General features: G+C 60.3%; 15 protein-coding genes. 4 read left to right on the top strand and 11 right to left on the bottom strand.

The window, feature by feature from the left end; translation table 11 throughout:
- Positions 1-12: 12 nt before the first annotated feature.
- A complete protein-coding gene (gene treS, locus ACQ4OB_RS14035) occupies positions 13-3,354 on the top strand; it encodes a maltose alpha-D-glucosyltransferase (RefSeq protein ID WP_074876779.1) in 3,342 nt (1,113 codons plus the stop codon).
- A gap of 2 nt (positions 3,355-3,356) precedes the next feature.
- Entirely contained in the window at positions 3,357-5,588 is a 2,232-nt protein-coding gene (gene glgB / locus ACQ4OB_RS14030; RefSeq protein WP_074876777.1) for a 1,4-alpha-glucan branching protein GlgB, read from the top strand.
- Positions 5,589-5,744: 156 nt separating this feature from the next.
- Here the strand turns inward: glgB and ACQ4OB_RS14025 are convergent, their stop codons facing one another.
- The 10 genes from ACQ4OB_RS14025 to glgA all read right to left on the bottom strand — a co-directional run bounded on the left by ACQ4OB_RS14025 (position 5,745) and on the right by glgA (position 22,720).
- On the bottom strand, positions 5,745-6,818 hold the full coding sequence (locus tag ACQ4OB_RS14025) for an autotransporter domain-containing protein (protein ID WP_074876775.1): 1,074 nt from the start codon (positions 6,816-6,818) through the stop codon (positions 5,745-5,747).
- 323 nt (positions 6,819-7,141) lie between these two features.
- Entirely contained in the window at positions 7,142-9,703 is a 2,562-nt protein-coding gene (locus tag ACQ4OB_RS14020) for an autotransporter outer membrane beta-barrel domain-containing protein (RefSeq protein WP_430955880.1), read from the bottom strand.
- Between the two features lie 285 nt (positions 9,704-9,988).
- Positions 9,989-10,789, bottom strand: a complete 801-nt coding sequence (locus ACQ4OB_RS14015; RefSeq protein WP_074876771.1) for an endonuclease/exonuclease/phosphatase family protein — start codon at positions 10,787-10,789, stop codon at positions 9,989-9,991.
- 100 nt (positions 10,790-10,889) lie between these two features.
- Positions 10,890-11,648, bottom strand: coding sequence for a PIG-L deacetylase family protein (locus ACQ4OB_RS14010; RefSeq protein WP_074876770.1), 759 nt, complete (start codon positions 11,646-11,648; stop codon positions 10,890-10,892).
- A gap of 200 nt (positions 11,649-11,848) precedes the next feature.
- Positions 11,849-14,008, bottom strand: coding sequence for a glycogen debranching protein GlgX (glgX, locus tag ACQ4OB_RS14005; protein ID WP_430955879.1), 2,160 nt, complete (start codon positions 14,006-14,008; stop codon positions 11,849-11,851).
- A 115-nt stretch (positions 14,009-14,123) separates the two neighbouring features.
- A complete protein-coding gene (locus ACQ4OB_RS14000; RefSeq protein ID WP_430955878.1) occupies positions 14,124-14,441 on the bottom strand; it encodes a DUF2934 domain-containing protein in 318 nt (105 codons plus the stop codon).
- 21 nt (positions 14,442-14,462) lie between these two features.
- Complete coding sequence (locus ACQ4OB_RS13995) at positions 14,463-17,249, bottom strand: malto-oligosyltrehalose synthase (protein ID WP_430955877.1); 2,787 nt, start codon at positions 17,247-17,249, stop codon at positions 14,463-14,465.
- The gene (malQ, locus tag ACQ4OB_RS13990; RefSeq protein ID WP_430955876.1) at positions 17,246-19,324 is read right to left on the bottom strand and encodes a 4-alpha-glucanotransferase; all 2,079 of its coding nucleotides are present in this window, start codon (positions 19,322-19,324) and stop codon (positions 17,246-17,248) included. Before malQ ends, ACQ4OB_RS13995 begins: the two co-directional genes overlap by 4 nt.
- The gene (gene treZ, locus ACQ4OB_RS13985; RefSeq protein ID WP_430955875.1) at positions 19,321-21,120 is read right to left on the bottom strand and encodes a malto-oligosyltrehalose trehalohydrolase; all 1,800 of its coding nucleotides are present in this window, start codon (positions 21,118-21,120) and stop codon (positions 19,321-19,323) included. The genes malQ and treZ overlap by 4 nt, the downstream gene beginning before the upstream one ends.
- A gap of 13 nt (positions 21,121-21,133) precedes the next feature.
- On the bottom strand, positions 21,134-22,720 hold the full coding sequence (gene glgA, locus ACQ4OB_RS13980; protein ID WP_074876758.1) for a glycogen synthase GlgA: 1,587 nt from the start codon (positions 22,718-22,720) through the stop codon (positions 21,134-21,136).
- A 562-nt stretch (positions 22,721-23,282) separates the two neighbouring features.
- Here glgA and ACQ4OB_RS13975 point away from each other — a divergent pair.
- Together ACQ4OB_RS13975 and nudC are read left to right on the top strand one after the other, a co-directional pair.
- On the top strand, positions 23,283-24,095 hold the full coding sequence (locus ACQ4OB_RS13975; RefSeq protein ID WP_430955874.1) for a crotonase/enoyl-CoA hydratase family protein: 813 nt from the start codon (positions 23,283-23,285) through the stop codon (positions 24,093-24,095).
- Positions 24,096-24,101: 6 nt separating this feature from the next.
- Positions 24,102-24,932: an NAD(+) diphosphatase gene (nudC, locus tag ACQ4OB_RS13970; RefSeq protein WP_074876754.1), complete on the top strand. Its 831-nt coding sequence runs from the start codon at positions 24,102-24,104 to the stop codon at positions 24,930-24,932.
- Here the strand turns inward: nudC and ACQ4OB_RS13965 are convergent.
- The gene (locus ACQ4OB_RS13965; RefSeq protein ID WP_008152714.1) at positions 24,900-25,679 is read right to left on the bottom strand and encodes a TSUP family transporter; all 780 of its coding nucleotides are present in this window, start codon (positions 25,677-25,679) and stop codon (positions 24,900-24,902) included. The genes nudC and ACQ4OB_RS13965 overlap by 33 nt on opposite strands.
- Between the last annotated feature and the right edge of the window lie 34 nt (positions 25,680-25,713).

Raw genomic sequence — 25,713 nt, 5'->3', positions numbered from 1 at the left:
CAGGAGTTTCAAATGGCGAAGAAACCCAAGGCTGCCACCTTTATCAAGGACCCGCTCTGGTACAAGGATGCGGTGATCTACCAGGTTCACGTAAAGTCTTATTTCGACTCCAACAATGACGGGATCGGCGACTTTCCCGGTCTTATCGCCAAACTCGACTACATTGCCGATCTGGGCGTCAACACCATCTGGCTGTTGCCGTTCTATCCTTCGCCACGACGCGATGACGGCTACGACATTGCCGAATACCGTGGCGTGCATTCCGACTACGGCACCATGGCCGACGCCAAGCGTTTCATCTCTGAAGCCCACAAACGTGGCCTGCGGGTGATTACCGAACTGGTCATCAACCACACCTCGGACCAGCACGCCTGGTTTCAGCGTGCGCGCAAGGCCAAGAAAGGCTCGGCGGCACGGGATTTCTACGTCTGGTCCGATGACGATCATAAGTACGACGGCACCCGCATCATCTTTCTCGACACCGAGAAGTCCAACTGGACCTGGGATCCGGTGGCCGGCCAGTACTTCTGGCATCGCTTCTATTCCCACCAGCCAGACCTGAACTTCGATAACCCGCAAGTCATGAAAGCCGTGCTGTCGGTGATGCGCTACTGGCTGGACATGGGCATCGATGGCTTGCGTCTGGATGCGATTCCGTACCTGATCGAACGCGACGGCACCAACAACGAAAACCTGCCCGAGACCCACGACGTCCTCAAGCAGATCCGTGCCGAAATCGACGCCAACTACCCGGACCGCATGCTGCTGGCCGAGGCCAACCAATGGCCGGAGGACACGCAACTGTACTTCGGCGACACCGACGCCAAAGGCCTGAACGGTGACGAATGCCACATGGCGTTCCACTTCCCGCTGATGCCGCGCATGTACATGGCGCTGGCCCAGGAAGACCGTTTTCCGATCACCGATATCCTGCGTCAGACTCCGGAGATCCCGGCCAACTGCCAGTGGGCGATTTTCTTGCGCAACCACGATGAGCTGACGCTGGAAATGGTCACCGACAAGGAGCGCGATTACCTGTGGAATTACTACGCGGCCGACCGTCGGGCGCGGATCAACCTGGGGATTCGCCGCCGCTTGGCGCCGTTGATGGAGCGCGATCGTCGTCGCGTGGAACTGCTCAACAGTTTGCTGCTGTCGATGCCCGGCACGCCGACCCTGTATTACGGCGATGAAATCGGCATGGGCGACAACATCTACCTCGGCGACCGTGACGGCGTGCGCACGCCGATGCAGTGGTCGATTGACCGTAACGGCGGTTTCTCCCGCGCCGACCCGGCCAGCCTGGTGCTGCCGCCGATCATGGACCCGCAATATGGTTACTTGTCGGTCAACGTCGAAACCCAGGCCGGCGACCCGCATTCGTTGCTCAACTGGACCCGGCGCATGCTCGCCGTGCGCAAGCAGTCCAAGGCCTTCGGCCGCGGCACCCTGAAGATGCTTTCGCCGACTAACCGGCGAATCCTGGCCTACACCCGGGAATTCACCGGACCGGACGGCAAGCACGAAATCATCTTGTGCGTCGCCAACGTGTCCCGCAGCGCGCAAGCAGCGGAGCTGGACCTGTCGGCCTACGTCGGCATGGTGCCGGTGGAGATGCTCGGCGGTAACGCCTTCCCGCCTATTGGCCAGTTGAATTTCCTGCTGACCCTGGCGCCTTACGGCTTCTATTGGTTTGTATTGGCGGCGGAAAACCAGATGCCGAGCTGGCACGTGGAACCGGCGCAAAGCCTGCCGGACTTCACCACGCTGGTGCTGAAGAAACGCATGGAAGAACTGCTCGAAGCGCCGTCTCGCGACACGCTGGAGCAGGGCATCTTGCCGAGCTGGCTGCAGAACCGCCGCTGGTTTGCCGGCAAGGACGCGGCCATCGAACAGGTCAACATCGCTTACGGCGTGCGCTTCGGCGATCCGCTGCATCCCGTATTGCTGAGTGAAATCGATGTCACCAGCGGCGGCCAGACCAGCCGCTATCAGTTACCGTTCGGTTTTATCTCTGAAGATCAGGTGGGCGCCGCGTTGCCTCAGCAACTGGCCTTGTCGCGGGTCCGGCGCGTGCGTCAGGTCGGCTTGATCACCGATGCCTTCAGCCTTGATACCTTCGTGCATGCAGTGTTGCAGGGCATGCAAAGTAATACCGTAGTGCCATCCAGTGCGGGCGATATCTGCTTTGAGCCAACGTGGGAGCTGGCGAAACTCGGCCTGACCGGGGAATCGGAAGTGCGTTACCTGTCCGCCGAACAGTCCAACAGTTCGGTGGTGATCGGCAACTGTCTGGTGCTGAAGCTGATCCGCAAGATCGCGTCCGGCGTGCACCCGGAACTGGAAATGAGCGCGTACCTGACTCACGCCGGTTTCCGCAATATCTCGCCGCTGCTGGGTTCAGTGGTTCGCCGTGATCCGGCGGGCGAGGAAACGTTGCTGATGATTGCCCAAGGCTACTTGAGCAATCAGGGCGACGCCTGGGAATGGACCCAGAACAACCTCGAACGGGCACTGCGCGACGAACTGGCCGACGCCGTGTCCGAGCAGGAGCAACACTACAACGCCTTGGGTGAACTCAAAGACTTCGCCGGCATGCTCGGCCAGCGCCTGGGTGAAATGCACCAGGTACTGGCAGCGCCCAGCGACAATCCGGACTTCGCCCCGCAGGTCACCACCCAGAAAGATGCCCTGGCTTGCACCAAGGACGTGGTGGCGCAACTGGAACACGCGCTGAAGTTGCTCAAACAGCATCAAAGCGAATTGAACCCGGCAGACAAAGCCTTGGTCACTCATTTACTGGACAACAAAAAAGCCATCCTCAGCCATGTTCAGGAGCTGGGCAAAAAAGCCGTTGGTGGTCTGCGCATTCGCGTCCACGGCGACTTGCACCTGGGCCAGGTGCTGGTGATCAAGGGTGACGCCTACCTGATCGACTTCGAAGGCGAGCCGGCCCGACCACTGCACGAACGACGGGGCAAACACAGCCCGTACAAAGACGTCAGTGGGGTATTGCGCTCCTTTGACTACGCTGCGGCAATGGCGATGAATGTGCACAACGTCGACAACACGGTCGATGCCCAAGCCGCTCGTCAACGTGTCGCCGATCGCTATTTGATTGAAGCAAGACAAGCATTTGTCGACGCTTATCGGCTGGCGGCAGCTAGTCTTGCTCATGCATGGCAAGATCCGGAAGGCGAGGACGCCGCATTGGCGTTGTTCGGCCTGGAGAAGGCAGCGTATGAAGTGGCCTATGAGGCGGAAAATCGCCCCACATGGTTGCCCGTGCCGTTGCACGGTTTGTATGGGTTATTGAGTGGGCTTAAACCCTTTTCCGATCTTGGTGGAGAGTAGTCATGAGTTTCTCGAACAAGGAACAGGGACACGCTAAAGAAGCGTTGCTGCCCAGATCGCGGGACATCGACGCGCTGGTACGCGCCGAACATCACGACCCCTTTGCAATTCTTGGTCCCCACGGCGATGGTGCCGGCGGGCAATTCATTCGGGCCTATTTGCCGGACGCCTTGAGCGTGCAGGTCCTGGCCAAGGACTCCGGGGAAGAACTCGGCAACCTTGAGGCCACCCAGACGCCGGGCCTGTTCGTCGGGCACTTCGATCGGGCGCAGCCGTATCTGCTGCGAACCCGGTGGGCTGGCGGCGAACAGGTTTGCGAAGACCCTTACAGCTTTGGCCCGTTGCTCGGCGAGATGGACTTGTACCTGTTCGCCGAAGGCAATCACCGCGATCTGAGTGCTTGCCTGGGCGCGCAGCTGAAAACCGTCGATGGTGTCGATGGCGTGCGGTTCGCCGTGTGGGCACCGAATGCCAAAAGGGTGTCGGTGGTCGGGGATTTCAACAACTGGGACGGTCGTCGGCACCCGATGCGCCTGCGCCATCCTACCGGCGTATGGGAGATTTTCATCCCGCGCATGCAAGCGGGGGAAACGTACAAATACGAAATCCTCGGCGCCCACGGCATTCTGCCGCTCAAGGCCGACCCGATGGCGCTGGCCACTTCGCTGCCGCCGGACACCGCGTCAAAAGTCGCTTCGCCGCTGAACATCGATTGGCAGGATCAGGAGTGGATGCAATCGCGGGGCGACCGTCATCGGCCAAGTGCGCCCCTGTCGATCTACGAATTGCATGCTGGCTCGTGGCAATGTGAGCTGGATGATCTGGGTGAGGTCGCCCGGCAGTACACCTGGCATGAGTTGGCAGAACGGCTGATTCCCTACGTGAAGGAGTTGGGTTTTACCCACATCGAGCTGATGCCGATCATGGAACACCCGTTCGGCGGTTCCTGGGGCTATCAACTGCTGTCGCAATTCGCCCCGAGCGCCCGCTACGGCTCGCCGGATGACTTCGCCGCGTTCGTCAATGCCTGCCACCAGGCCGACATCGGTGTAATCCTCGACTGGGTGCCGGCACATTTCCCGACCGATACCCACGGCCTGGCGCAATTCGATGGCACTGCGCTGTACGAGTACGGCAACCCGCAGGAAGGCTTCCATCAGGATTGGGACACGCTGATCTACAACCTGGGTCGCACCGAAGTGCACGGCTACATGCTGGCTTCGGCGCTGCACTGGCTCAAGCATTTCCACGTCGACGGCCTGCGGGTCGATGCCGTGGCGTCGATGCTGTATCGCGATTATTCGCGCAAGGCCGGCGAATGGGTGCCAAACCGCCACGGCGGTCGGGAAAACCTCGAAGCCATCGACTTCCTGCGCCATCTCAATGACGTGGTCGACCTCGAAGCCCCCGGCGCGCTGGTGATCGCCGAAGAATCCACCGCATGGCCGGGTGTCAGCCAGGGCACGCAACAGGGCGGACTAGGCTTCGACTACAAGTGGAACATGGGCTGGATGCACGATTCGCTGCACTACATCCAGCAAGACCCGGTGTACCGCGCCCATCACCACAACGAACTGAGCTTCGGTCTGGTGTATGCCTGGTCCGAGCGCTTTATCCTGCCGATTTCCCACGACGAAGTGGTACACGGCAAGCACTCGCTGATCGACAAGATGCCCGGCGACCGCTGGCAGAAATTCGCCAACCTGCGCGCCTACCTCAGTTTCATGTGGGCACATCCAGGCAAGAAGCTGTTGTTCATGGGGTGCGAGTTTGGTCAGTGGCGTGAGTGGAACCACGATCAGCAACTGGACTGGTACTTGCTGCAGTATTCGGAACACAAAGGAGTGCAGAAACTCGTCGGCGATCTGAATCGGCTGTATCGCGAAGAACCGGCGCTGCATGATCAGGACGACGCGCCACAAGGCTTCCAGTGGTTGATTGGCGATGACGCCACCAACAGCGTCTACGCCTTCATGCGCTGGAGCAGGGATGGGCGGCCGGTGTTGGTGGTGGCTAACTTCACGCCGGTGCCGCGTGAGGGTTATCGCATCGGCGTACCGTTTGCCGGGCGTTGGACCGAGGTGATCAACAGCGATGCGGCCACTTACGCCGGTTCGAACTATGGCAACAGCGGCGGGGCGTTTACCGAGGACGAGGCGAGCCACGGCCAGGCACTCTCATTGGTATTGAACCTGCCACCGCTGGCAGTGTTGATGCTGCGTCCGGAGGGTTGATCCAGAACCGAGTCGCTCCCATCGCGAGCAGGCTCGCTCCCACATGATCGTTCCCACGCTCCGCGTGGGAATGCAGCCCGGGACGCTCCGCGTTCCTACGATGTGACGCAGAGCGTCACTGGAGGCATTCCCACGCAGAGCGTGGGAACGATCATTTCACCACCGCATCCGCACACCCAGACTCCCAATCAACCCGTTCAAATCATTGTCATCCACATCACTGCTGTAGTCGGCGCTGACGTAAAGACTTACAGCAGGTGTCACTCTGGCCACCAGGCCCAAACCCACTTCGACGGTCGATGAATAACGGCTGCTGCTGATCTTCTCGACCTGATCGAGGTTCACCGTATTGCCGGTGTACACCGTGTGCCACAGGTTGGTTCGCACATAGGGTTCGACCCCCAGCCCGTTGATGTCGTAACTACCTTTCAAGCGTGCACCGACCCGCCCGCTCCAGGACGTCAGTTCGCTGGACGAGGCATTGCCAGACCCGCCATACGGGGTGTCCAGGGTAATGCGTTGATTGATCAACTGCGCCTGGGGTTCAACGACCCAGTTGTCGCTCAGGCCAATGGGGAAACCACCTTCTACCGACAGCGTCACCGCGCTGCCTTCGGTCGCCATTCGGGCGCCCTGGTCATTGCGGGTATAGCCGTTGACCCGACCGCCGCTGGCCGTCAAATCCACGTGCCAGCCCTGGGGACCGGTCAAACTCCAGTAAGCACCGAGGCTTTGGCCTTCGAGGCTGAGGGTGTCGTGGCTGGGGTCAGCATGGGCGCGACCGGTCAGCAGCCCGTTGCTGTTGCCTTGTAACTGAGTGGTGCCGCCAACCAGTCCGACTCGCTGGGTATGACCGCTACCGCTTTTTAGAGTCAGGATCGCCGGACCTTTGAATTCGCTACTGCCAGGGCCGGCAAACCCCTGAGCCAGAACATCGGTTTGCGCTTGCCGCGAAGCTTGTCCATATACCTGATCCCAGGCCGAAGGCGCAGCGTCCTCGATGGTCAGGCGCGAACTTCGAGTATCGGAGGCGGCGCTGAAGCGGCGGGAGTAGGGAGCGGTGAAAGTGACAGCGGGTAAGGTCATGACCGGAACATCCTGACGGTACCAAGGCGTGGCTTCATCCGCTGCCGGCCCTGCCTGCACTTCCATGGACGAGCACAGAAGGAGTGAGCTCGATACAGTGCAAAAAGTAACTTTGATCTCTTGTTGGGTGAATGAAGTTTTCATGGAGGTCTACCTTGCAATCGCATGCGGTATCTCGCTCTGGCGTCTCTCCTACCCCGAATGAGGGGCGACCGAATGTAATGGGGCAAGCCTCTGGCCGCCCGTTTTTGCGGGTGTCTGGAGGCTTGCCCCTGGTGTATTTCCGGGGGTAGTAACGTGTAGCTAAGAAGACCCTTGATACTGCGTCAAGAAAATGGCCGATAAGTGGTACGTGTATTTTAGGGTTCGCAAGTGACTGATTTTCGCCGCACATCTAAGCTGTTGTTTGTTCGAAAAATCGTCAAGAAACCTGCGTCCCAGAGCGTTTTTAATAGTGGGCTACCGGTCTACCAACTCACCCTGACACCGATATTTGCAGACGTTGCGCGCTGCTGATGACTGTCGATATTGCTGGTGTAGTCGACTGCGCCATACACGCTCACGCTTTTCGCGAGGCTAACCACAACACCGACACCGAGGTCGGCCGATGACGATTTTTGCTCGGTATCGATCCGGTCCACACCGTCGAAGGTGACCGAGTCGGTACCGGAAAGGGTGTGCCACAGATTGGCTCGAATGTAAGGTTCCAGTGGTCGTCCGCTGACTTGGTAGCGGCCTTTTAGTCGAGCGCCGAGGCGACCGGTCCAGGCTCCGTCGGAGTCGAATGAGACGTGGGAAATGCCGTCGTCCTGGCTGTCCAGCGAGACTTTTTGATGGATGAGCTGCACCTGGAGTTCGACCACCCAGTTACCCGTCACTTGAGCTGGATAGCCGGCTTCCGCCGAAGCAGTCAAGGCATGGCCTCGGTTATCCAGCTTGAGGCCGCGTTCGGAGTGGCTGTCACCGTCGAGCCGAGTGCCCATGAGGACGGTGTCGACGTACCAGCCCTTGGGATCGGTCAACGTCCAGTACACGCCATAACTGTCGCCTTCAAGTTCCACTTTGCCTGCACGTTTGTTTTCGAACCCTTGGTTGAAACCGTCGACATCGCCCTGCAAACGCGTATGCCCGACAAAAAAACCAATGCGTTGGGTCTGTCCATGGACAGTCAGTGAGCTGTACACATCGTTACCCACCTGAAAGCCGCTGAGCGAACCGTCGAGCCTTGGCGTTACGGTGCCGGCCCAGGTCTGATTCACATTCTTGCCATAGACCCGGCCCCAGCCAGCGCCAAAGGCCCCGGTTTCGTGGAGCAGGCGCTGGTCGCCTTGGCGATCATGGAAAGTGCCGAGTGCATTGAGGGTCAGTTGCGCGGCGGCGGGAGGCAGTACCGACCAGGTTGGAACCTCGGGGCGGTACAGCGCAATCGGTGACGCGCCCGGTACGGCTGTCGGCAAAACCGGCAACGGTGGGCTGCCGACGGGTGCAAGTGCGGGTACCGGCGTTGCGACAACCGGGACGACAATCGGTGGCAAGGCCGGATCCGGGTTGGGGAGGGTGAGGGTCGTGGGGGCCACAATGGCAGAGCGCAAATACCAATTGTTTTGGCTGTTTGCGGTAACGCCACCTTTGAACAAGTAGTAATCGAAGGCACCCGCAGAGACCGGACCTTTGAGCGCAAACGCATCGGGGGTGCTGACAGCAGTGCCTTGCGCCTGTACCAACTCGATACCGTTCTGCCACGTCAACCCGCCGGTTCCGCCCAGATTGGTGACCGTGATCAATGTGCTGCCGGTCAATGTCCCATCGTTCACCACCAGTTTGTCACTGGGGGAGTTGTCATCGCCGACTGCACTTTGCAAAAACAACTGGCCGTTGTTACCCGAATAATTACCCTGCACCGTGAGCGTATCGTCGGTCCGGCTATTGCCGCTGCTGAGGTCGATTAGCCCGGCATTGTTCAAGGTTGCACGCTGGCCGGCGGTGAATGGCGTGATGCGGCCCTGGGTCGACGTCAGCGTGCTGCTGCCATCGATGTTGAATACACCGGTGCCGCTGGCACTGTCGCCCAATACAAAAATGCCGGCCAGATCGATCTGCGAACCATTGTTCAGGTTGACCGTTTCCCAGTTGATGTACCGGGGAGTACCCGCTGCGGTGGTGTCATCGAAGGTCAGCAGGTCTGTGCCGTCTCCACCATCAATGCTCGGGGTGAGGGCGAGGGTGCTTTGGCCGAGATTTCCCAAGGTGGCACTGTCATTGCCGGTGCCCATGAGGATGGCAGAGCGGATGATGCCGCCACCATTCCACACCAACGTGTCATTACCGGCGCTGGCACGGACCTCGCCGAGGATCTCGCCACCCGTCACGGTGATGCTGTCATTGCCGCCGCTGACACTGACGTTGCCGCCGATTCGCCCGGCGGACACGATGATCGTGTCGGTGCCGAAACCAGTCACCAGGTTGCCGAGGATCTGGCCGCCGGACATGTCGAAGGTGTTGTCGTCGAGTTTCATATTGACGCGACCGATCGTGCCACCGGTCATCTGCGCAAAGTCACCATCTTCAAAGTCCTCGGCAATCGTGCCGCCAGTCATCAGGAACTGGTCGAAACCATCGCCCTGCGCCAGAGAATGAATACTCCCGCCATTCATGTTGAAGGTGTCGATGCCGCTGTGCTGGTGGACTTCGCCGGTAATCTGCCCGTTGTCGATCTGCAGAAAATTGGCGCCGTCGCCCTGATCGAGTACGCCTGCGATGGTGCCCGCCGCCATGACGACCCGGTCAGCACCTGCGCCGAAGGTTACATCGCCATTGATGGTGCCATTGGCGGGAAAGATCAGGGTGTTGTTGCCCGACAAGTCGGTCAGCGGGCCACCGCTGGTGCTGTCGCACACGTAATTGTCGTTGCCGGCGGTCGGTGTGAGCGTACAGCTCGCCTGGGCGGTGTTGGACCAGCCTATCCATAAACAGAGAGAAACGGCGCAGGCTGAGTAACGGTAGTTGGGCAATTCTGTCGGAAATATCATGCTCGTCTCCACGCATCGATTGGCGTCCGACCCCTTCACTCGTAGTGGGTGAAAAAGAGTCTGACGTCCTTGGCAGCGTGAATTGCGAGACGACATCGGTAATACAAGTCCCCGAACTGGAAACCTTCGGCAACGTTGGCTGCTACGGTTGAAAGCTCGTACATGCAACGGGTACGGACCTGCGAACCGTATCAACAGATTTTGGAAGTCGCTACTGTCAGAAGTAACAGGTAGGGCAAGGGATTTCGTTTTCAGGCACCGTATTCTACGAAGCTATTGGGCGTTTCAAAGGTGCACTTCCACCGCCAATGGCAAGTGATCCGACAAATGCGTCCAGGGCTTGTGCCCCAATATTCGCGGCTCATGACTGCTGGCATTGCGCAGATAAATCCGATCCAGGCGCAGCAGCGGAAAGCGTGCCGGATAGGTTTTTGCCGGGCGACCGTGGTGGCGCTCGAAGGCTTCATGCAGATAGTCGCGCCGGGCGAGGGCGGTGTTGCCTTGCAACTGCCAGTCGTTGAAGTCGCCGGCGATAATCACCGGCGCATCGTCGGGTAACGATTCGAGCAGTTGGCAGAGTAGTTGGAGCTGCAGTTGGCGATGGCTTTCCAACAGACTCAAATGCACGCAGATCGCATGCACTTCTTTGTGACCCGGCACATCCAGTACGCAATGCAGCAAGCCGCGGCGTTCGGGGCCGGTGATCGAGACGTCGAGGTTGCGGTGTTCGCGGATCGGGTATTTCGATAACAGGGCATTGCCGTGGTGACCGTTGGGGTAGACCGCGTTACGACCGTAGGCGAAGTCGCTCCACATGCTGTCGGCCAGGAACTCGTACTGTGAGGTCTGTGGCCAATCGTTGTAGCGAGTGGAATGGCGGTCGTGTTCACCGACGACTTCCTGCAAGAACACCAGGTCCGCCGAGGTACTGCGTACCGCTTCACGCAATTCCGGAAGAATGAAACGTCGGTTGAGTGCGGTAAAACCCTTGTGGGTGTTGACCGTCAGCACTCTCAGACGATGAATCGCGGGGGGCGTATTCAATGGAGATGATTCGACGGCCTGCCACTTGGAATCACTGGTCACGTTCACTCCTCTGAATGGGATGGGTTATGCATGCGACTGATACAGCGGCAGGCAGTTCAGAGTGATTCGTCGCAAGCTCGACAGCTGCTACAGGCTTATGTCAGACGAAGACAATTTCATAGGGCAACCGTATCCGTTCCAGAAGCACCGGGGGCAGCAGCGGGGCGAGGCCGATGGCCGGTTCGCCGTCGAGCTGGCTGGCATAGGCGTGGGTAGCGTGGCTTTTGCGCGCGACGGTCCAGGTGTCCAGGCGAACCTTGCGCGCGCGATGCCAGGGGATAAGCCCTCGATCACGCGTTGGCCAGTGCCAGGCCCAGACCGGTACTTCGTTGAGCGTCGCCCCGACCATGGCCGCGGCCTTGACGCTGGCCCGGCCGACGGCGTCATGGTCGACAATGCCATCCTCGCGCCACGTGCTGAACACCACATCCCCGGGGCGTAAATAACGGGCAATGAACTGAGTCATCTGAAACTCCCGTTCGGCCAGGGCGTTGTCGGTGAAGCCGCCACGAATCCATTTGAGGCTGTGCATCGGCAATCCGAGCCGGCGCAAGGCTTCGAGGCTTTCCTGGGGGCGAAACACGCTCAAGCGTTTCTCCGACCATTGTTGCGAGCCCGGATGGCTGGCGCTGCCGTCGGTAATCGAGATCAATTGGAGGGGATGACCCAAGGCGCTGAGCAGCTGCAGCAGGCCGCCGCAGGTCACGACTTCATCGCCAGGGTGTGGGGCAATCACTACAGCGCGTGCGCCGGCGGGGACCAGGGTCTGAGTGCTGATGACAGGGATGTTGTCCAGTTGCGGCGCGCTGTTCCAGATTTGGGCGCAGAGTCTGCTTTCACTGATGGAGACCGTTTTCATGGCTACGTCCTTGTTCTCGTTGATAGCAATGTGCGGCGCTCCAAACCCTGGATTGCCGCGAACAGAGTATTGCTCATGTCACGCTATTCGTCGCCCCGATGTTCAATCCGGTGCGGTTTTATTACCCCCGGCTGTGTCCCGATCCCGGCCAATGGATCGCTGTGGGGGGCGAATATGGCCGGAAGTCTTGAAGGTTTATTTCACTCTTCTTCCTCACGCTGCAATTCGAACAGCAGCAGCGAACGGCCAGTGACTGAATATTCGTGCCCGAACTCGAAGCGTTCCTGCCCCCTGATCGACGGTTGGTTGGTGTCGATCATGCAGGTCCAGAAACCGCCGTCGGGCACTTCCGGAAGCAGGAAATTGACGATGTCGTGATGCGCATTGACCACCAACAGCAAGGTGGCGTCGGCGCCTTTGCGGCGGATACCGGTTTCCTGGGCGCGGCCATCCATCAACATGCCGAGGCAGCGGCCATGGGCTTCCTCCCATTGTTCGACAGACATTTCGCTGCCATCCGGGGCGAGCCAGGTGACGTCCTTGACGCCGATGTCCTCATTGTAATTGCCCACCAGGAACCGACCGCGACGCAGGATCGGATAGGCCAGGCGCAACTTGATCAGCCGTTTGACAAACTTGAGCAGGGCCTTGCCGTCTTCGCTCAGGTCCCAGTTGACCCAACCGATCTCGCTGTCCTGGCAATAGGCGTTGTTGTTGCCTTCCTGGGTTCGAGCGAATTCGTCGCCGGCCACCAGCATCGGTGTGCCTTGGGACAGCAGCAGCGTGGCAAAGAAATTGCGCATCTGGCGCTGACGCAGCTCATTGATCTCGGGATCGTCGGTCGGTCCTTCGACGCCATGGTTCCAGGACAGGTTGTTGTTACTGCCGTCCTGATTGTTCTCGTCGTTGGCTTCGTTGTGTTTGTCGTTGTACGACACCAGGTCGTTCAAGGTGAAACCATCGTGGGCGGTGACGAAATTCACCGAGGCGTACGGCCGCCGGCCACGCTGATTGAACATCTCGCCGGAAGCGGTCATGCGACTGGCGAAGTCCGCCAGTTGGCCGTCGTCGCCCTTCCAGAATGCACGCACGGTGTCGCGGAATTTGTCATTCCACTCGACCCAGCCCGGTGGGAAGTTACCGACCTGATAGCCACCGGGGCCGCAGTCCCAGGCTTCGGCAATCATTTTCACCTGACGCAGCACCGGGTCCTGACGGCAGGCCACAAGGAAGCTGTGACGTTCGTCGAAGCCGTCGTGATAACGCCCGAGAATGGTTGCCAGGTCGAAGCGGAAACCGTCGACGTGCATTTCCGAAGCCCAGTAGCGCAAGGAGTCGGTGACCATTTGCAGCACGCACGGGTGACTCAGGTCCAGAGTGTTGCCGGTGCCGGAATCGTTGATGTAGAAGCGCTTGTCGTCGGGCATCAAGCGGTAGTAAGAGGCGTTGTCGATGCCGCGCATGGACAGGGTCGGGCCTTGTTCGTTGCCCTCGGCGGTGTGGTTGTAGACCACGTCGAGGATCACTTCAAGATTGGCTTCGTGCAGGTGCGCAACCATCTCCTTGAATTCGGCGATCTTGCCGCTGGCCAGGTAACGCGGGTCGGGAGCGAAGAACGCAATGCTGTTGTAGCCCCAGTAATTGGTCATGCCTTTGTGCAACAGATGCTGGTCGTTGACGAAGGCATGAATCGGCAGCAATTCGACAGACGACACGCCGAGCTTGCGGATGTGTTCCAGCACGTCATCGACCATCAACCCGGCGAAGGTGCCGCGCACGTTATCGGGGACGGAGGGGTGGCGCATGCTGATACCGCGCACGTGAGTCTCGTAAATGATGGTCTTGTCCCACGGCACGCTGACCCGATGGTCGTGACCCCAGGTGTGAGCCGGGTCGATCACTTTGCACTTGGGCACGAACGGGGCGCTGTCGCGCTCATCGAAACTGAGGTCGGCGTCGGGGTGGCCGATGGTGTAGCCGAACAGGGCTTCGGACCATTTCAACTGGCCGACCAGTTGTTTGGCGTAGGGGTCGATCAGCAGTTTGTTATGGTTGAAGCGATGTCCGTTTGCCGGGTCGTACGGGCCATAGACACGGTAGCCGTAGATCATCCCCGGGTGCGCGTCGGGCAGGTAGCCGTGGTAGATCTCGTCGGTGTATTCCGGCAGTTCGATGCGTTCCAGTTCGACCTCGCCGGCATCATCGAAGATGCACAGCTTGACCTTGGTGGCATTGGCGGAAAACAAGGCGAAGTTGACCCCCAGGCCATCCCAGGTCGCGCCCAGCGGGAAGGGCAGGCCTTCACGGATTCGCGAGGCCTCGTGCTGAGGTTCTGGCGCGGCTTTCTTCGGACTGGTCATAAGTGCTCCTGCAAAGGGGGGACAATTCGTGGCTCTGGTTTTTTTTCGAGGGCGAGCGAGCCCTCGGTGGCGAGAAGGCTCGCCACGAAGTCAATCAGGACAAAAGTGAAAGGCGTCAGACAGCGGGCGGCTTACGCGCTGCTCGAGGCTTTTTCTCGCTGGCTTTTTCGCCCGGCGGTACGACCTTGGAGGCGGCGGCGGGCTTGGCTTTGGTTTTTGGCGCCGCGGCCTTGCCATTGCCTTTGCTGGCCGGAGCCTTGGCGCCGTCGGTCTTGCTGCCAGCGGCTTTCGGCGATTTGCTCGGTGCGAGAGCTTCGGCTTCGGCCAGTTTGCGGGCCATCTCCCAGTGGCGAGCGTCCTGGCCCTCGGGTTTTCCTTCCGATTCCCAGATCTGATAGGCGAATTCGCGGATGCGTTTATCGTTGATGCTCATCGCAATGCTCCTGAACTGAACTCAAGTATGGGTAGTTTGGATTAAAAGATTGACCGGGAAATCTCCCAGCGCGTCGCTGATGTTCAGCTCCCGTTGGTGTGTGACTGTTGTGCTTGAAAAAAGTCCCTTCAAATTTTCATCAGGGGCGGTGAACGGTAATTTGACCCGTGTATCGCCCCACAGCGGCGCGTCAATACGGGGCTCGGCACTGTTTTTCAGCAATTCGGCGCAGCGAATCGGCACGATCGCGACGGCGCGTTTTCCCTCCAGCGTGCGAGCAAATGCGAGCACCCTGTGAGCCTGGCTGCCGACGACTTCAAGGGCTTGATAGGTCCCTCGCCGAAACAGCTCGGTGTGCTCGAGCCGCAAGTTCAACACCTGAGCGATCAGCGCTTGTTTAATGCGCCCGTCCCGCCAGCCAGCCAACAGCTCGGGCAGTTCCGAGGGTGTCTGCATCGACTGCTGACGGCTGGCGTAATCCACCGGCCGGCGGTTGTCCGGATCGACCAGCGAGAAGTCCCAGTACTCGTTGCCCTGATAAAGATCCGGCACCCCCGGCACTGTCATGCGCAGCAAGGTTTGCGCCAATCCATTGAGTGCGCCGGGTACGGCGATGGTCATGGCTGCCTTGCCGAGGGCCGCGCGTAACGGTTCACCTTCGGGACTTCGCAGCAGACGTTGCAGGAATCGGTGAACCGCTTGTTCGTAAGCCTCGTTCGGCGCGCTCCAGCTGCTTTGCAACTTGGCTTCGCGTAAAGCTTTCTGTTGCCACTGCCACACTCGTTGAGTGTAGTTCTCCAGCGCTGCTTGATCGTCACGGCGCAAATCGAGCGGCCAGCTGCCAAGGATCGCTTGATAGAGGATCAACTCATCGCCCGCAGTCGGCATCTGGTCGTCGTCGCGCAGGGGGCGGGCCAGGGCCTGCCAGAGCGGGACTTGCTCGGCGTACCAGGCACTGCGCTCGCTCAGCACCGCCAGGCGCGCGCGGGTGTCTTCGCCGCGTTTGTGGTCGTGGGTGGCGGTGGCCAGCAAATTATCGGGGAACTCGTCGAGACGGTTGACGCAAGCCGCATGGAAATCGGCCACCGGGGCGCTGAACTGTTCGGTGCTGAAGCCCACGTCATTGCGTGACAACAATGTCGCCGAGCGATAGAACGCGGTGTCCTCCACGGCTTTCGCCGCCGCCGGCGACGTCAGTTGCTGAAAACGCACACAGGCATGCTTGAGCATCTTGCGCGGCCGGCCCAACGGGCGTTTGCGCCATGATTCACCCCCGAGCCAACGGGCCAGGCAATCGAGCACCGGCCAGTCGGCTTCGCTGAGGGCATGCCTGGCACCGGTCATGGCTTGCTGGAAAAACACATCGTCTTCAGCCGAACGCCCGCGGGGGCTGATGTAGGTGCGGTACACCGGGAAATGCACGATCAGTTCCTGCAACGCCCGACGAATCGCGCCCAGGGTCAGGTCGCGGGTCATCAGGTCATCCCGGGCCACTTGCAATAGGGCCTGGGCGACGCTTTCGAAGTCTCCGGCGAGGGAGCCGTTGAGGATCTGCTGGCGGGCCAGTTGCGCTTCCTGACGGAAATCGGCGGGCCGTTCGCTGTAGCGATTCCACAATTCGGCCAACGTGTCGGCGCCTTCCGGAGCATGTTGCAGCAGCGACAGTTGATTCATGAACTCGTAACCCGTGGTGCCATCCACCGACCAGTCACGGTGCAGGGTTTCACCTTCGCCGAGGATTTTCTCGACGTAGATCGGCAGGTGCCGATCCGGCGACAAGCTGTCGACTCGCCGCCGCAGTTTGCGGCAGTAGCCGCGTGGGTCGGCGAGACCGTCGATGTGGTCGATGCGCAGACCGTCAACCAGGCCTTCGGCCACCAGCTCGAAGATTTTGGCGTGGGTGGCTTCGAACACGGCGGGGCGTTCGACCCGCAGGCCGCCCAGTTCGTTGACATCGAAAAAACGCCGCCAGTTGATGTCATCGGCCGCCGTACGCCAACTGGCCAGACGATAACTTTGGCGTTCCAGCAACTGGTGCAGGCGCTGGAAACCTTCAGCCGTGAGCGAGTCGTAAGTGCTGAGGTTTTGCTCGATGGCCCGCAGAATCGCCGGATCATTGGCCAGCTCGCGCAACTCTGTTTTCAGCGGTATTGCCAGGCTGTGGGCGTCAGTCTGGTAGCTCAAGGCGCTGAAACGGTCTGCCAGCGACTTGAGCGATTCGGCGCTCAGTGGGTCATCGGTCCTGAGCAGTTCGCCGTAGTTCGTCGGGCAGATCGGGAAGTGGTGCTCGTAGTGCTCGACATAAAACATGCCCTTTTGCGCATTGAAGCGCAGGGGCAGGGTGCCGTCCTGCAAGGCGATGCCGTAGTCGCTGCCGAGGAAGGGCAACAGCAACTGGCCTTCCATCAACGGATCGGGTGAATGCCACTGGATATCGAAAAACTCGCCGTAAGGGCTCAAGCGTCCCCATTCCAGCAAATCCTGCCACCAGGGATTATCGCCACCGCCGACGGCCATGTGGTTGGAGACGACGTCGAGGATCAGCCCCATGTTCTGCTCGCGCAATGCGCTGACCAAACGCCGCAGCGCCGCTTCGCCGCCCAGCTCGGGGTTGACCGTGGTCGGGTCGACGACGTCGTAGCCGTGCATGGAACCGGCGCGAGCACTCAGTAGCGGTGACGCATAGACGTGGCTGATACCGAGGCTGGCAAAGTACGGCACCAGTGGCACCGCATCGTCCAGCGTGAAGTTTTTATGAAACTGCAGCCGCAGGGTTGCCCGCAGCGGTTGGATAAGCGTTTGCTTCATTGGTCACGCTCGGCCGCCTGAAGCCGCGCACAGGCGAGCAGTTCCAGGCGCCGGGCGGCGTCCGGGTTATCGAGCAAGGCTTCACTGTCGCCGGGCAAGCGTCGGGACCAGTTGGGATGCGTGTCGATGGTACCGGGCAAGTTGGCCTGCTGCTCGATGCCCAGGGCATCTTCCAGCGGCAGCAACACCAGCGGCGCACGGGTATGACCGAGGAAACGTACGGCGGCGTCGAGTACCTGATCGGTTTCATGGGACTCTTCGCGAAAGTTCTGCGGATCCTCGCTCAACACCCGGCGCAGGCCTTCACGCTCGCGTTCGCGGTGGTGGCGCCATTCGATTTCACCCGAGGCGTCGACCAGGCCCAGTCGGGCGTTCCAGTCGATATCGCGGCCATGCCACCAGCCATTGAGCGTGGGCAGGTCATGAGTGCTGGTGGTCGCCAGTGCGTTGTCTGGCCAGTCGAGAATCGGCTTGAAGTGCGCGTTGTCCTGCTCGAACAGCAGCACGCGCATGCCGAGAATCGAGCGGGCGATAAGCTTTTCTCGCAGACCGTCAGCCACGGTGCCGAGGTCTTCGCCAAGGACGATGGCCTGATGGCGATGGGACTCGAGGGTCAGCAAACGCAGCAGGTCGTCCACCGGGTAATAGAGGTAGGCGCCGTCGGCGGGGGACGCGTCATTGGGGATCACCCACAGCCGTTGCAGGCCCATGACGTGATCGATGCGCAGGCCACCGGCGTGGGCAAAATTGGCGCGGAGCATTTCGATGAAGGCACGAAAGCCGTTGCGTACCAGGCCTTCGGGCGAGAACGCGGAAATTCCCCAGCCCTGACCGGTACGATTAAGGATATCCGGTGGTGCACCCACGGTCAGCGAGGCGAGCAATTCGTCCTGACGACTCCAGGCCTGACTGCCACCGCCATCGGCGCCCACCGCCAGATCGGCGATCAGCCCAATGCTCATGCCGGCGCTACGGGCGGCGGTTTGTGCCCGTTCCAGGCACCGCGTGATCAGCCATTGGCAGAAGGCAAAGAAGCCAATGCGCCCGGCGTTCTCTTCGGCGAATTCAGCCAGGGCCGCGCTGCGCGGGTTTTGCCATTGCTCGGGCCAATGCCGCCAGTCGAGGCTTTCACCTTTGGCGGCGCGGGCTTCTTGAATGGCTTCAAAGCGGCAGTGGTTTTCCAGGGCTTCGCCAGCGGCGTGGCGGAAACTGCTGAAGTCGGCATGCAGCGGGTGTTCGCCCTGGACAAAGCCTTCGTACAACGCCTGCAACAGACGATGTTTGGCTTCGGCAGCCACTGGCCAATCAATCAACGGCGAGGCTTCAAGGTGCTTGAGTTCTGCCGCCAGGCCGGTTGCATCTATCGCGGCCCGCAATGCTCGATCACCCAGGATGGCGGCGGGTGCGGCGTACAGACTGTTGAGAAACAAACGGCTGGAAGGCGAGTACGGGCTGTAGCGCTGGGTATCGCTGCCGAACATCGCATGCAGCGGACTGATCGCCAGCGCTTCGGCACCGCGTTCGCCGGCCACCCGCGCAAGGTCTTCCAGCGCCTGGGTATCGCCAAAACCGCCATCGCCCGGACGACGCAGCGAGTACAGCTGCACGCTCAGGCCCCAGGCGCGAGGGATCGGGCTGTCGACGGCATCGCCGACGCTGTAGCAGCGCGCCGGTGCCACGGCCAGCGTAAATGCCTGTCCGTCGATGCTGACGTGTTGATAACCGACCGGGACCAGGCCGGGCAATACCGCCTCGGCATCCAGTTTCAAATGAAGTCGCGAGCCATCTTCAAGGTGGATCTCGCACGGTGTATTGGGCTCAAAGTAATGCGCCAGGCTGAGGCCGACACCGAAGTCTGCGGTCAGCAGCGGTGGCAGGTGTCGGGTTTGTTGCACCTGCTGCAGTTCCAGCAGGCTGGCGTCGATTTCCTGAGCGCTGCCAGCCGGGTGGCCGAGTCCGGTGAGGACATTGCGTAACACTGATGGCGCGACTTTCTGTGGGCGGCCGTTGGCGTCGATCCAGTCGACGGCCAGGCCAGCTCGGCTGGCCAGTATTTCCAATTGCGCATCGCTCATTGGCGCTCTCCATCCGGGGGTAGCAAAGGGGCTGCGGCCGTGAGGCTGACTAGCGCGCAATACGGGGCAAGTGTGCCCTGATCCAACAGGCCGGCTGACTGTGGCGGGTATTCGAACAACAACAACGAAGCGTCGGCCTGTGGGGAGTGGACCACAGCTGTGTCGCTGAGGTTCAGGTCAATGCGCAGCTGACTGCCATCGCCCAGTCGCCAGCGCGCCGTCACCGCGCCTGTGGCCAGCACCTCGGCGCCCAGGGCTTGCGCACCTGGAAGACGGGGAATGATCTGCTGGTGGCGGATCTGCAACAGTTGGCGATACAACTCGTGCATGGCGGAGTGTCGAGTTGACGTCAGCTCGGGGCGTGAAGCCTCGAAGGTCTGGCGCGCGTTGGGATCGGGAATCTGCTCGCGTGTGTGCGGATCAGCAAACGCGCTGAAGGCGGCGAACTCGTTGCGTCGTCCCTCGCGGACCAACTCCGCCAGCTCACCGTGATGACTGGTGAAGAACAGGAACGGTTGCTCGGCGGCGAACTCGTCGCCCATGAACATCAGCGGGATCATCGGTGACAACAGCAGTAATGCGGTGGCTGCCTTGAGCGCGTCGGGATTGGCCAGTTGATGCAGCCGTTCACCCAGGGCGCGGTTGCCGATCTGGTCGTGGTTTTGCAGAAACAGCACGAAAGCCGTCGGCGGCAAATGACCACTGGGCTCGCCACGGGTTGTGCCGTGACGGGTGACGTGGCCCTGAAACACAAAGCCCTGGCTCAGGCAGCGCGCCAGTTGTTCAGTCGGGTTTTGCGCGTAGTCGGCGTAATAGGCGTCGGTTTCGCCGGTCAGCAGCACGTGCAAGGCGTTGTGGCCGTCGTCGTTCCACTGCGCGTCAAAGCCTTCTTCGAGCAGGCTGGCCTGGTTGTGTTCGTTTTCAACGGTCAGCCACACATGCCTGGCCGGATCGACTTGCTGGCGAACCTTTTGTGCCAGTTCCCGAAGAAAGTCCGGGTCTTCGATGGCATGCACCGCGTCCAGGCGCAAACCATCGAAGCGGTATTCCAGCAACCACATCAACGCATTGTCGATGAAGAAGTCCCGCACCTCGCGACGCCGGAAGTCGATCGCCGCACCCCACGGGGTGTGCTTGTCTTCGCGGAAGAAACCCTTGGCGTAGCGATGCAGGTAATTGCCGTCCGGGCCGAAGTGGTTGTAGACCACGTCGAGAATCACCGCCAGGCCATGGCCGTGGGCGGTGTCGATCAGGTGTTTGAGTTGTTCGGGAGTGCCGTAGGAGGCTTGGGGCGCGTAGGGCAGAACCCCGTCGTAACCCCAATTGCGATCACCGGGGAACTGCGCCAGCGGCATTAATTCGATTGCGCTGATGCCCAGCTCCACGAGGCGTGCCAGGTGCTGCTCGACTTCACTGAAGCCGCCGAGCGCACCGACGTGCAATTCGTAGATCACCGCCTCGTTCCACGGCCGTCCGAGCCAGGCGCTGTGTTGCCATTGATAGGCAAGTGGATCGACCACCACGCTGTGGCGGTCGATATCACCGGCCTGCGCGCGGGAGGCCGGGTCGGGCACCTCCAGCTCGCCGTCGATGTTGTAGCGGTAACGCGTGCCAGCGGGGCAGCGGGTATTGATCACGAACCAGCCATCTGCCTGGGGCAGGAGCGGCAAGGATTGTCCATCTTCCAGTTCGACACTGACGTAAAACGCATCTGGCGCCCACAAGGCAAAACGCGTGTGTTCTGCGTCCAGCATGATTGCGCCGTGGGGCCAGGTCTCAAGGGTCCGTAACGGCATCTTTGAAAACCTCTTAATGTTTGCCCGATTTGCCCAGCGCTTTGGTCACCAGTTTTTCGTAGAGTTCGGCGTACGGTTCGACCGCCTTGCACCAGTTGAAAGGCGCGGCCATGGCTCGGCAGCGCATGGCATTGAGCAGGTCGGGGAATGCAAAAACCTTGAAGGCCCGGCTTAGCGCTTCCTCATAACTTTCAGGAGTGGATTCGTCGAACAGGAAACCGGTCACGCCGTTTTCAATGGTGTCGGCCAACCCTCCGGTGTTGCGTGCCACCGGTAACGAACCGAAGCGCTGGGCGTACATCTGGCTCAGCCCGCAAGGCTCGTAACGCGAAGGCATCAGCAGGAAATCACTGCCGGCGAACATGCGCCGGGCGTCGGTCTCGTTGAAACCGATGCGCACGCCGATCTGGCCTGGAAAACGCAGGGCCAGTTCACGCATGGCTTGTTCTTCTTCCGGCTCGCCACGACCGATGATCGCGATTTGCCCGCCAGATTTGACGATGTACTCGGAGACGGCTTCAGTCAGGTCCAGGCCTTTCTGATAGACCAGTCGCGACACCACGGCGAACAGCGGACCTTTGGAATCTTCCAGGCCGAACAGCTCACGCACGTGGGCGGCGTTGACCGCTTTGCCTTCCCAGTCGCCAATTTTGAAGGGGCAGAACAAATGGGGGTCGGTGGCCGCGTCCCAGCTTTCATCGATGCCATTGGGAATGCCACTGAGCAGACCTTGCTGGGTCTTGGCGGCAAGAAAACCGTCGAGGCCGCAGCCGAAGGCCGGGGTGGTGATTTCCTGGGCATAGGTGGCGCTGACGGTGGTGATGTGGCTCGAATAAGCCATGCCGGCCTTGAGGAACGACATCTTGCCGTAGAACTCCATGCCTTCCTGTTGCAAGGCATGCATGGGAATACCCAGTTCCGGGCACGACCCAAGACTGGTCACGCCCTGGTAGGCGAGGTTATGAATGGTGAACAGCGTCGGGGTGCGCTGTCCACGCCAGTGCATGTAAGCAGGTGCCAGACCGGCAGGCCAGTCATGGGCGTGCACCAGGTCCGGGCACCAGTGAATTTGTGCGAGGTTGGCGGCGATATCGGCGGCTGCCAGGCCCAGGCGGGCGAAACGAATGTGGTTGTCCGGCCAGTCGCGGCCGTTGTTGGCGCCGTAAGGCGAACCCTCGCGCTCGTAGAGTTCGGGGCAGATCAACACGTAAATGACCAGACCGTCAGGCATGTCCATACGCCCGATCTTGCAGGGAGGCAACGCGGCGTGACCACCGAGCTCACCAATGATATGAATCGGGTTTTCACTGTGCAGCACTTGCGGATAACCGGGGATCAACACTCGCACATCATGCAAATGAGCCATGGCTCGCGGCAGCGCTGCTGAAACGTCGCCCAGGCCACCGGTTTTCACCAGGTCGGCGATCTCCGAGGTGACGAACAGCACTTTCTTCCTGTTGGGATTCCGACTGGCCACCGGTGCCAGCGTCTTGGTGCCGGGGACGCTGATCGATTGGTGACTGGGGGCACTCACGGCGCTTGTTTCGCCGACTTGCTGATGAGCACGTTCTCCCTGAATATCTAAAGCCGCACTGATCATATGAATCTCCCATGTTGTTGATCTAATTCTTAGGTCTGGCAGAAACGTTGTTTCGTGGCCAATTCCTGTGGCCGGGCGCAAACGCGCTACGCATCGGTGAGCAAACGCTGCCAACACGTTGAAGCACAATGGCTGGAGAGATCGTTGCAAGGATTGCACCAGTCGCAACGCACCTCCTTTTAAGCTGACTCGTCACGACCGGCAAAAGTTTCGACTTTTTTTTCACTTTGTGACCGACCGGTTTTACCTGGCGGAACTGAGTCTAGGCCAGAACTTAGAGCGGGGGACGCTGGATGGCAAAATTGTTCGACAATCGGTTTAAAGAGGTACGGACGTACCGCTTGGAAGGGAAAATGCCCCGATGAAGGGCATGTTTTTTTACCTTTTTGCCTCAAAAAATAATTTAGGTGTCACATGAATGTGCGAAGCGCGGTCACGTTCGCGCACTGTTGTGGTGCATAACGACCAGTCCTGTCTTTGGCCGAACCGCTGCCTTACCGCCGGCCATGTTGCCTTGTTATAGTCCGGGCCTCATTTTCTGCCCGGTAAAAGGATCACTGCCATGTCTCAGTACACTGCGTTCACCGTCGAACTGGCCGATAAAATCGCCCATGTGCAGATCAACCGGCCAGAAAAGATCAATGCGATGAATGCTGCGTTCTGGAGCGAAATCATCGAGATTTTCCAATGGGTCGACGACACCGATGAAGTCCGCGTGGTGGTGCTCAGTGGTGCGGGCAAGCATTTTTCTTCCGGCATCGACCTGATGATGCTGGCCGGTGTGGCCAATGAACTGGGCAAGGACGTGGGGCGCAACGCGCGCCTGCTGCGTCGCAAGATTCTCGCCCTGCAAGCCTCTTTCAATGCCGTCGACAATTGCCGCAAGCCGATACTGGCGGCGGTTCAGGGTTATTGCCTGGGCGGCGCCATTGATTTGATTTCCGCGTGCGACATGCGTTACGCCGCTGAAGACGCACAATTCTCGATCAAGGAAATCGACATCGGCATGGCCGCCGATGTTGGCACTTTGCAACGCTTGCCGCGGATCATCGGTGACGGCATGCTGCGTGAACTGGCTTACACTGGTCGCACGTTCGGCGCCGAAGAAGCGCGTGGCATGGGCCTGGTCAATCGCGTTTACAGCGACACCGCCAGCCTGCTCGACGGTGTCATGGGCATCGCCCGGGAGATCGCCAGCAAGTCGCCGATTGCGATCACCGGCACCAAAGAGATGATCAGCTACATGCGCGACCATCGCATCGACGACGGCCTCGAATACGTCGCCACCTGGAACGCCGCCATGCTGCAATCCAACGATCTGCGCGTGGCCATGGCCGCCCATATGAGCAAACAGAAACCTGAATTTCTGGATTGATTGAAAATGACTTCACGCTGGACCACTGCAGTACTGGACACCGATCAGCCCGGCGGCTGGGCGGTGGCGCGCAGCCCCGAAGGCTTTCTGTTCGATGACAATGGCGCGCTGTTCCCCCGCGAATGGCTCAAGCGCCAGGACCTGTCGATCCTCGCCGAACATGGCATCGGTCACCTGGACGGCGAACCGGTCTATTTGCTGGAGCTACGCAGTCACAGCGAAGTGCCGGGCTGCAACTGGAAAGGCCTGCGGGCGTTCATGCTCGAAGGCGACCATACGGTTTACAAGATGCTCGGCTACGCCGCGCAAATCGGTACCTGGGCCCGCGAACACCGCTTTTGCGGTAACTGCGGACAGGCGATGACCCAGGTGACCCGGGAACGGGCGATGTATTGCGAGCCGTGTGATTTACGCAGCTATCCGCGCATTTCGCCGAGCATGATCGTACTGGTGACCCGGGGAGATGAAGTCCTGCTGGCGCGTTCGCCGCGTTTTGTCGCCGGTGTCTACAGTACGTTGGCGGGGTTTGCCGAACCGGGCGAATCGGCCGAAGACTGCCTGATTCGTGAAGTCCGCGAAGAAGTGCAGATCGACGTCAAGAACATCCAGTACATGGGCAGCCAGTGCTGGCCGTTCCCGCATTCGATGATGCTGGGTTTCCATGCCGAGTACGCCGGTGGCGAGATCGTGTGTCAGGAAGACGAGATCGAAGACGCCCAGTGGTTCAACGTGCACGAGCTGCCGCCGTTGCCGGCGTCACGCTCGATTGCCCGTTACCTGATCGACGTCTATGTGGCGCGGCGCTTAGGCCACGCTGAACCAGTGTTGCCAGGCTAGCCGCACGGTCAAGCCCAATACCACGGTGATAAACACCGGGCGGATGAACTTCGCACCGCCGCTGATGGCGGTGCGAGCCCCGAAGAACGCCCCGACCATCACCGACAGGCCCATGCTCAGGCCGATGATCCAGTCCACTTGTCCCGAAAACACGAACACCGACAGTGCCGCAATGTTGCTGACGAAGTTCATGCTGCGCGCCACGCCGCTGGCTTTCACCAAATCGATGGGGTACATCAGCATCGTGCTGACGGTCCAGAACGCGCCCGTGCCGGGACCGGCCACACCGTCGTAAAAGCCCAGGCCGAAGCCTTGGGTCGATTGCCACTTTTTCTTGATCGGTGCGTCGCTGTCCAGCGGCGCTTTCGGCGTGCCGCCAAACAATAGATAGACGCCGCAGGCAAAAACGATCACCGGGAGCATCTTGTTCAGCCATTCAGCCGGCAGGTAGTGAGCGACCACGGCACCGGTCAGCGCGCCCACCAGCGTGCCGACAATCGCGTGCATCCACTGCCTTGGATGGAACAGCTTGCGTCGGTAGAAGGTGAAGCTGGCGGTGGCCGAGCCGAACGTCGAACTGAGTTTGTTGGTGCCCAGCACCAGATGCGGGGGCAGGCCTGCGGTCAGCAGCGCCGGAGTGGTCAACAGACCACCGCCGCCGGCAATGGCGTCGATGAAACCGGCAATGAAAGCGACGAGGGCCAGAATGGCCAGGGTGGTGAGGTCAACACTGAGTTCGAAAGGCATGGAATCGGCTTATTCGGCGGGGTGCAGGACAAGG

The sequence above is a fragment of the Pseudomonas sp. ES4 genome, from assembly GCF_050586665.1.
In the GTDB taxonomy this organism is placed as follows: domain Bacteria; phylum Pseudomonadota; class Gammaproteobacteria; order Pseudomonadales; family Pseudomonadaceae; genus Aquipseudomonas; species Aquipseudomonas frederiksbergensis.
This window is presented reverse-complemented; position numbering and strand designations above follow the sequence as displayed.

What these genes read in the sequence shown, in the direction of transcription:
- treS (WP_074876779.1), top strand. Translation starts at nt 13, where the DNA reads ATGGCGAAGAAACCCAAGGCTGCCACCTTTATCAAGGACCCGCTCTGG.
- glgB (WP_074876777.1), top strand. Translation starts at nt 3,357, where the DNA reads ATGAGTTTCTCGAACAAGGAACAGGGACACGCTAAAGAAGCGTTGCTG.
- ACQ4OB_RS14025 (WP_074876775.1), bottom strand. Translation starts at nt 6,818, where the DNA reads ATGAAAACTTCATTCACCCAACAAGAGATCAAAGTTACTTTTTGCACT.
- ACQ4OB_RS14020 (WP_430955880.1), bottom strand. Translation starts at nt 9,703, where the DNA reads ATGATATTTCCGACAGAATTGCCCAACTACCGTTACTCAGCCTGCGCC.
- ACQ4OB_RS14010 (WP_074876770.1), bottom strand. Translation starts at nt 11,648, where the DNA reads ATGAAAACGGTCTCCATCAGTGAAAGCAGACTCTGCGCCCAAATCTGG.
- glgX (WP_430955879.1), bottom strand. Translation starts at nt 14,008, where the DNA reads ATGACCAGTCCGAAGAAAGCCGCGCCAGAACCTCAGCACGAGGCCTCG.
- ACQ4OB_RS14000 (WP_430955878.1), bottom strand. Translation starts at nt 14,441, where the DNA reads ATGAGCATCAACGATAAACGCATCCGCGAATTCGCCTATCAGATCTGG.
- ACQ4OB_RS13995 (WP_430955877.1), bottom strand. Translation starts at nt 17,249, where the DNA reads ATGAAGCAAACGCTTATCCAACCGCTGCGGGCAACCCTGCGGCTGCAG.
- malQ (WP_430955876.1), bottom strand. Translation starts at nt 19,324, where the DNA reads ATGAGCGATGCGCAATTGGAAATACTGGCCAGCCGAGCTGGCCTGGCC.
- treZ (WP_430955875.1), bottom strand. Translation starts at nt 21,120, where the DNA reads ATGCCGTTACGGACCCTTGAGACCTGGCCCCACGGCGCAATCATGCTG.
- glgA (WP_074876758.1), bottom strand. Translation starts at nt 22,720, where the DNA reads ATGATCAGTGCGGCTTTAGATATTCAGGGAGAACGTGCTCATCAGCAA.
- ACQ4OB_RS13975 (WP_430955874.1), top strand. Translation starts at nt 23,283, where the DNA reads ATGTCTCAGTACACTGCGTTCACCGTCGAACTGGCCGATAAAATCGCC.
- nudC (WP_074876754.1), top strand. Translation starts at nt 24,102, where the DNA reads ATGACTTCACGCTGGACCACTGCAGTACTGGACACCGATCAGCCCGGC.
- ACQ4OB_RS13965 (WP_008152714.1), bottom strand. Translation starts at nt 25,679, where the DNA reads ATGCCTTTCGAACTCAGTGTTGACCTCACCACCCTGGCCATTCTGGCC.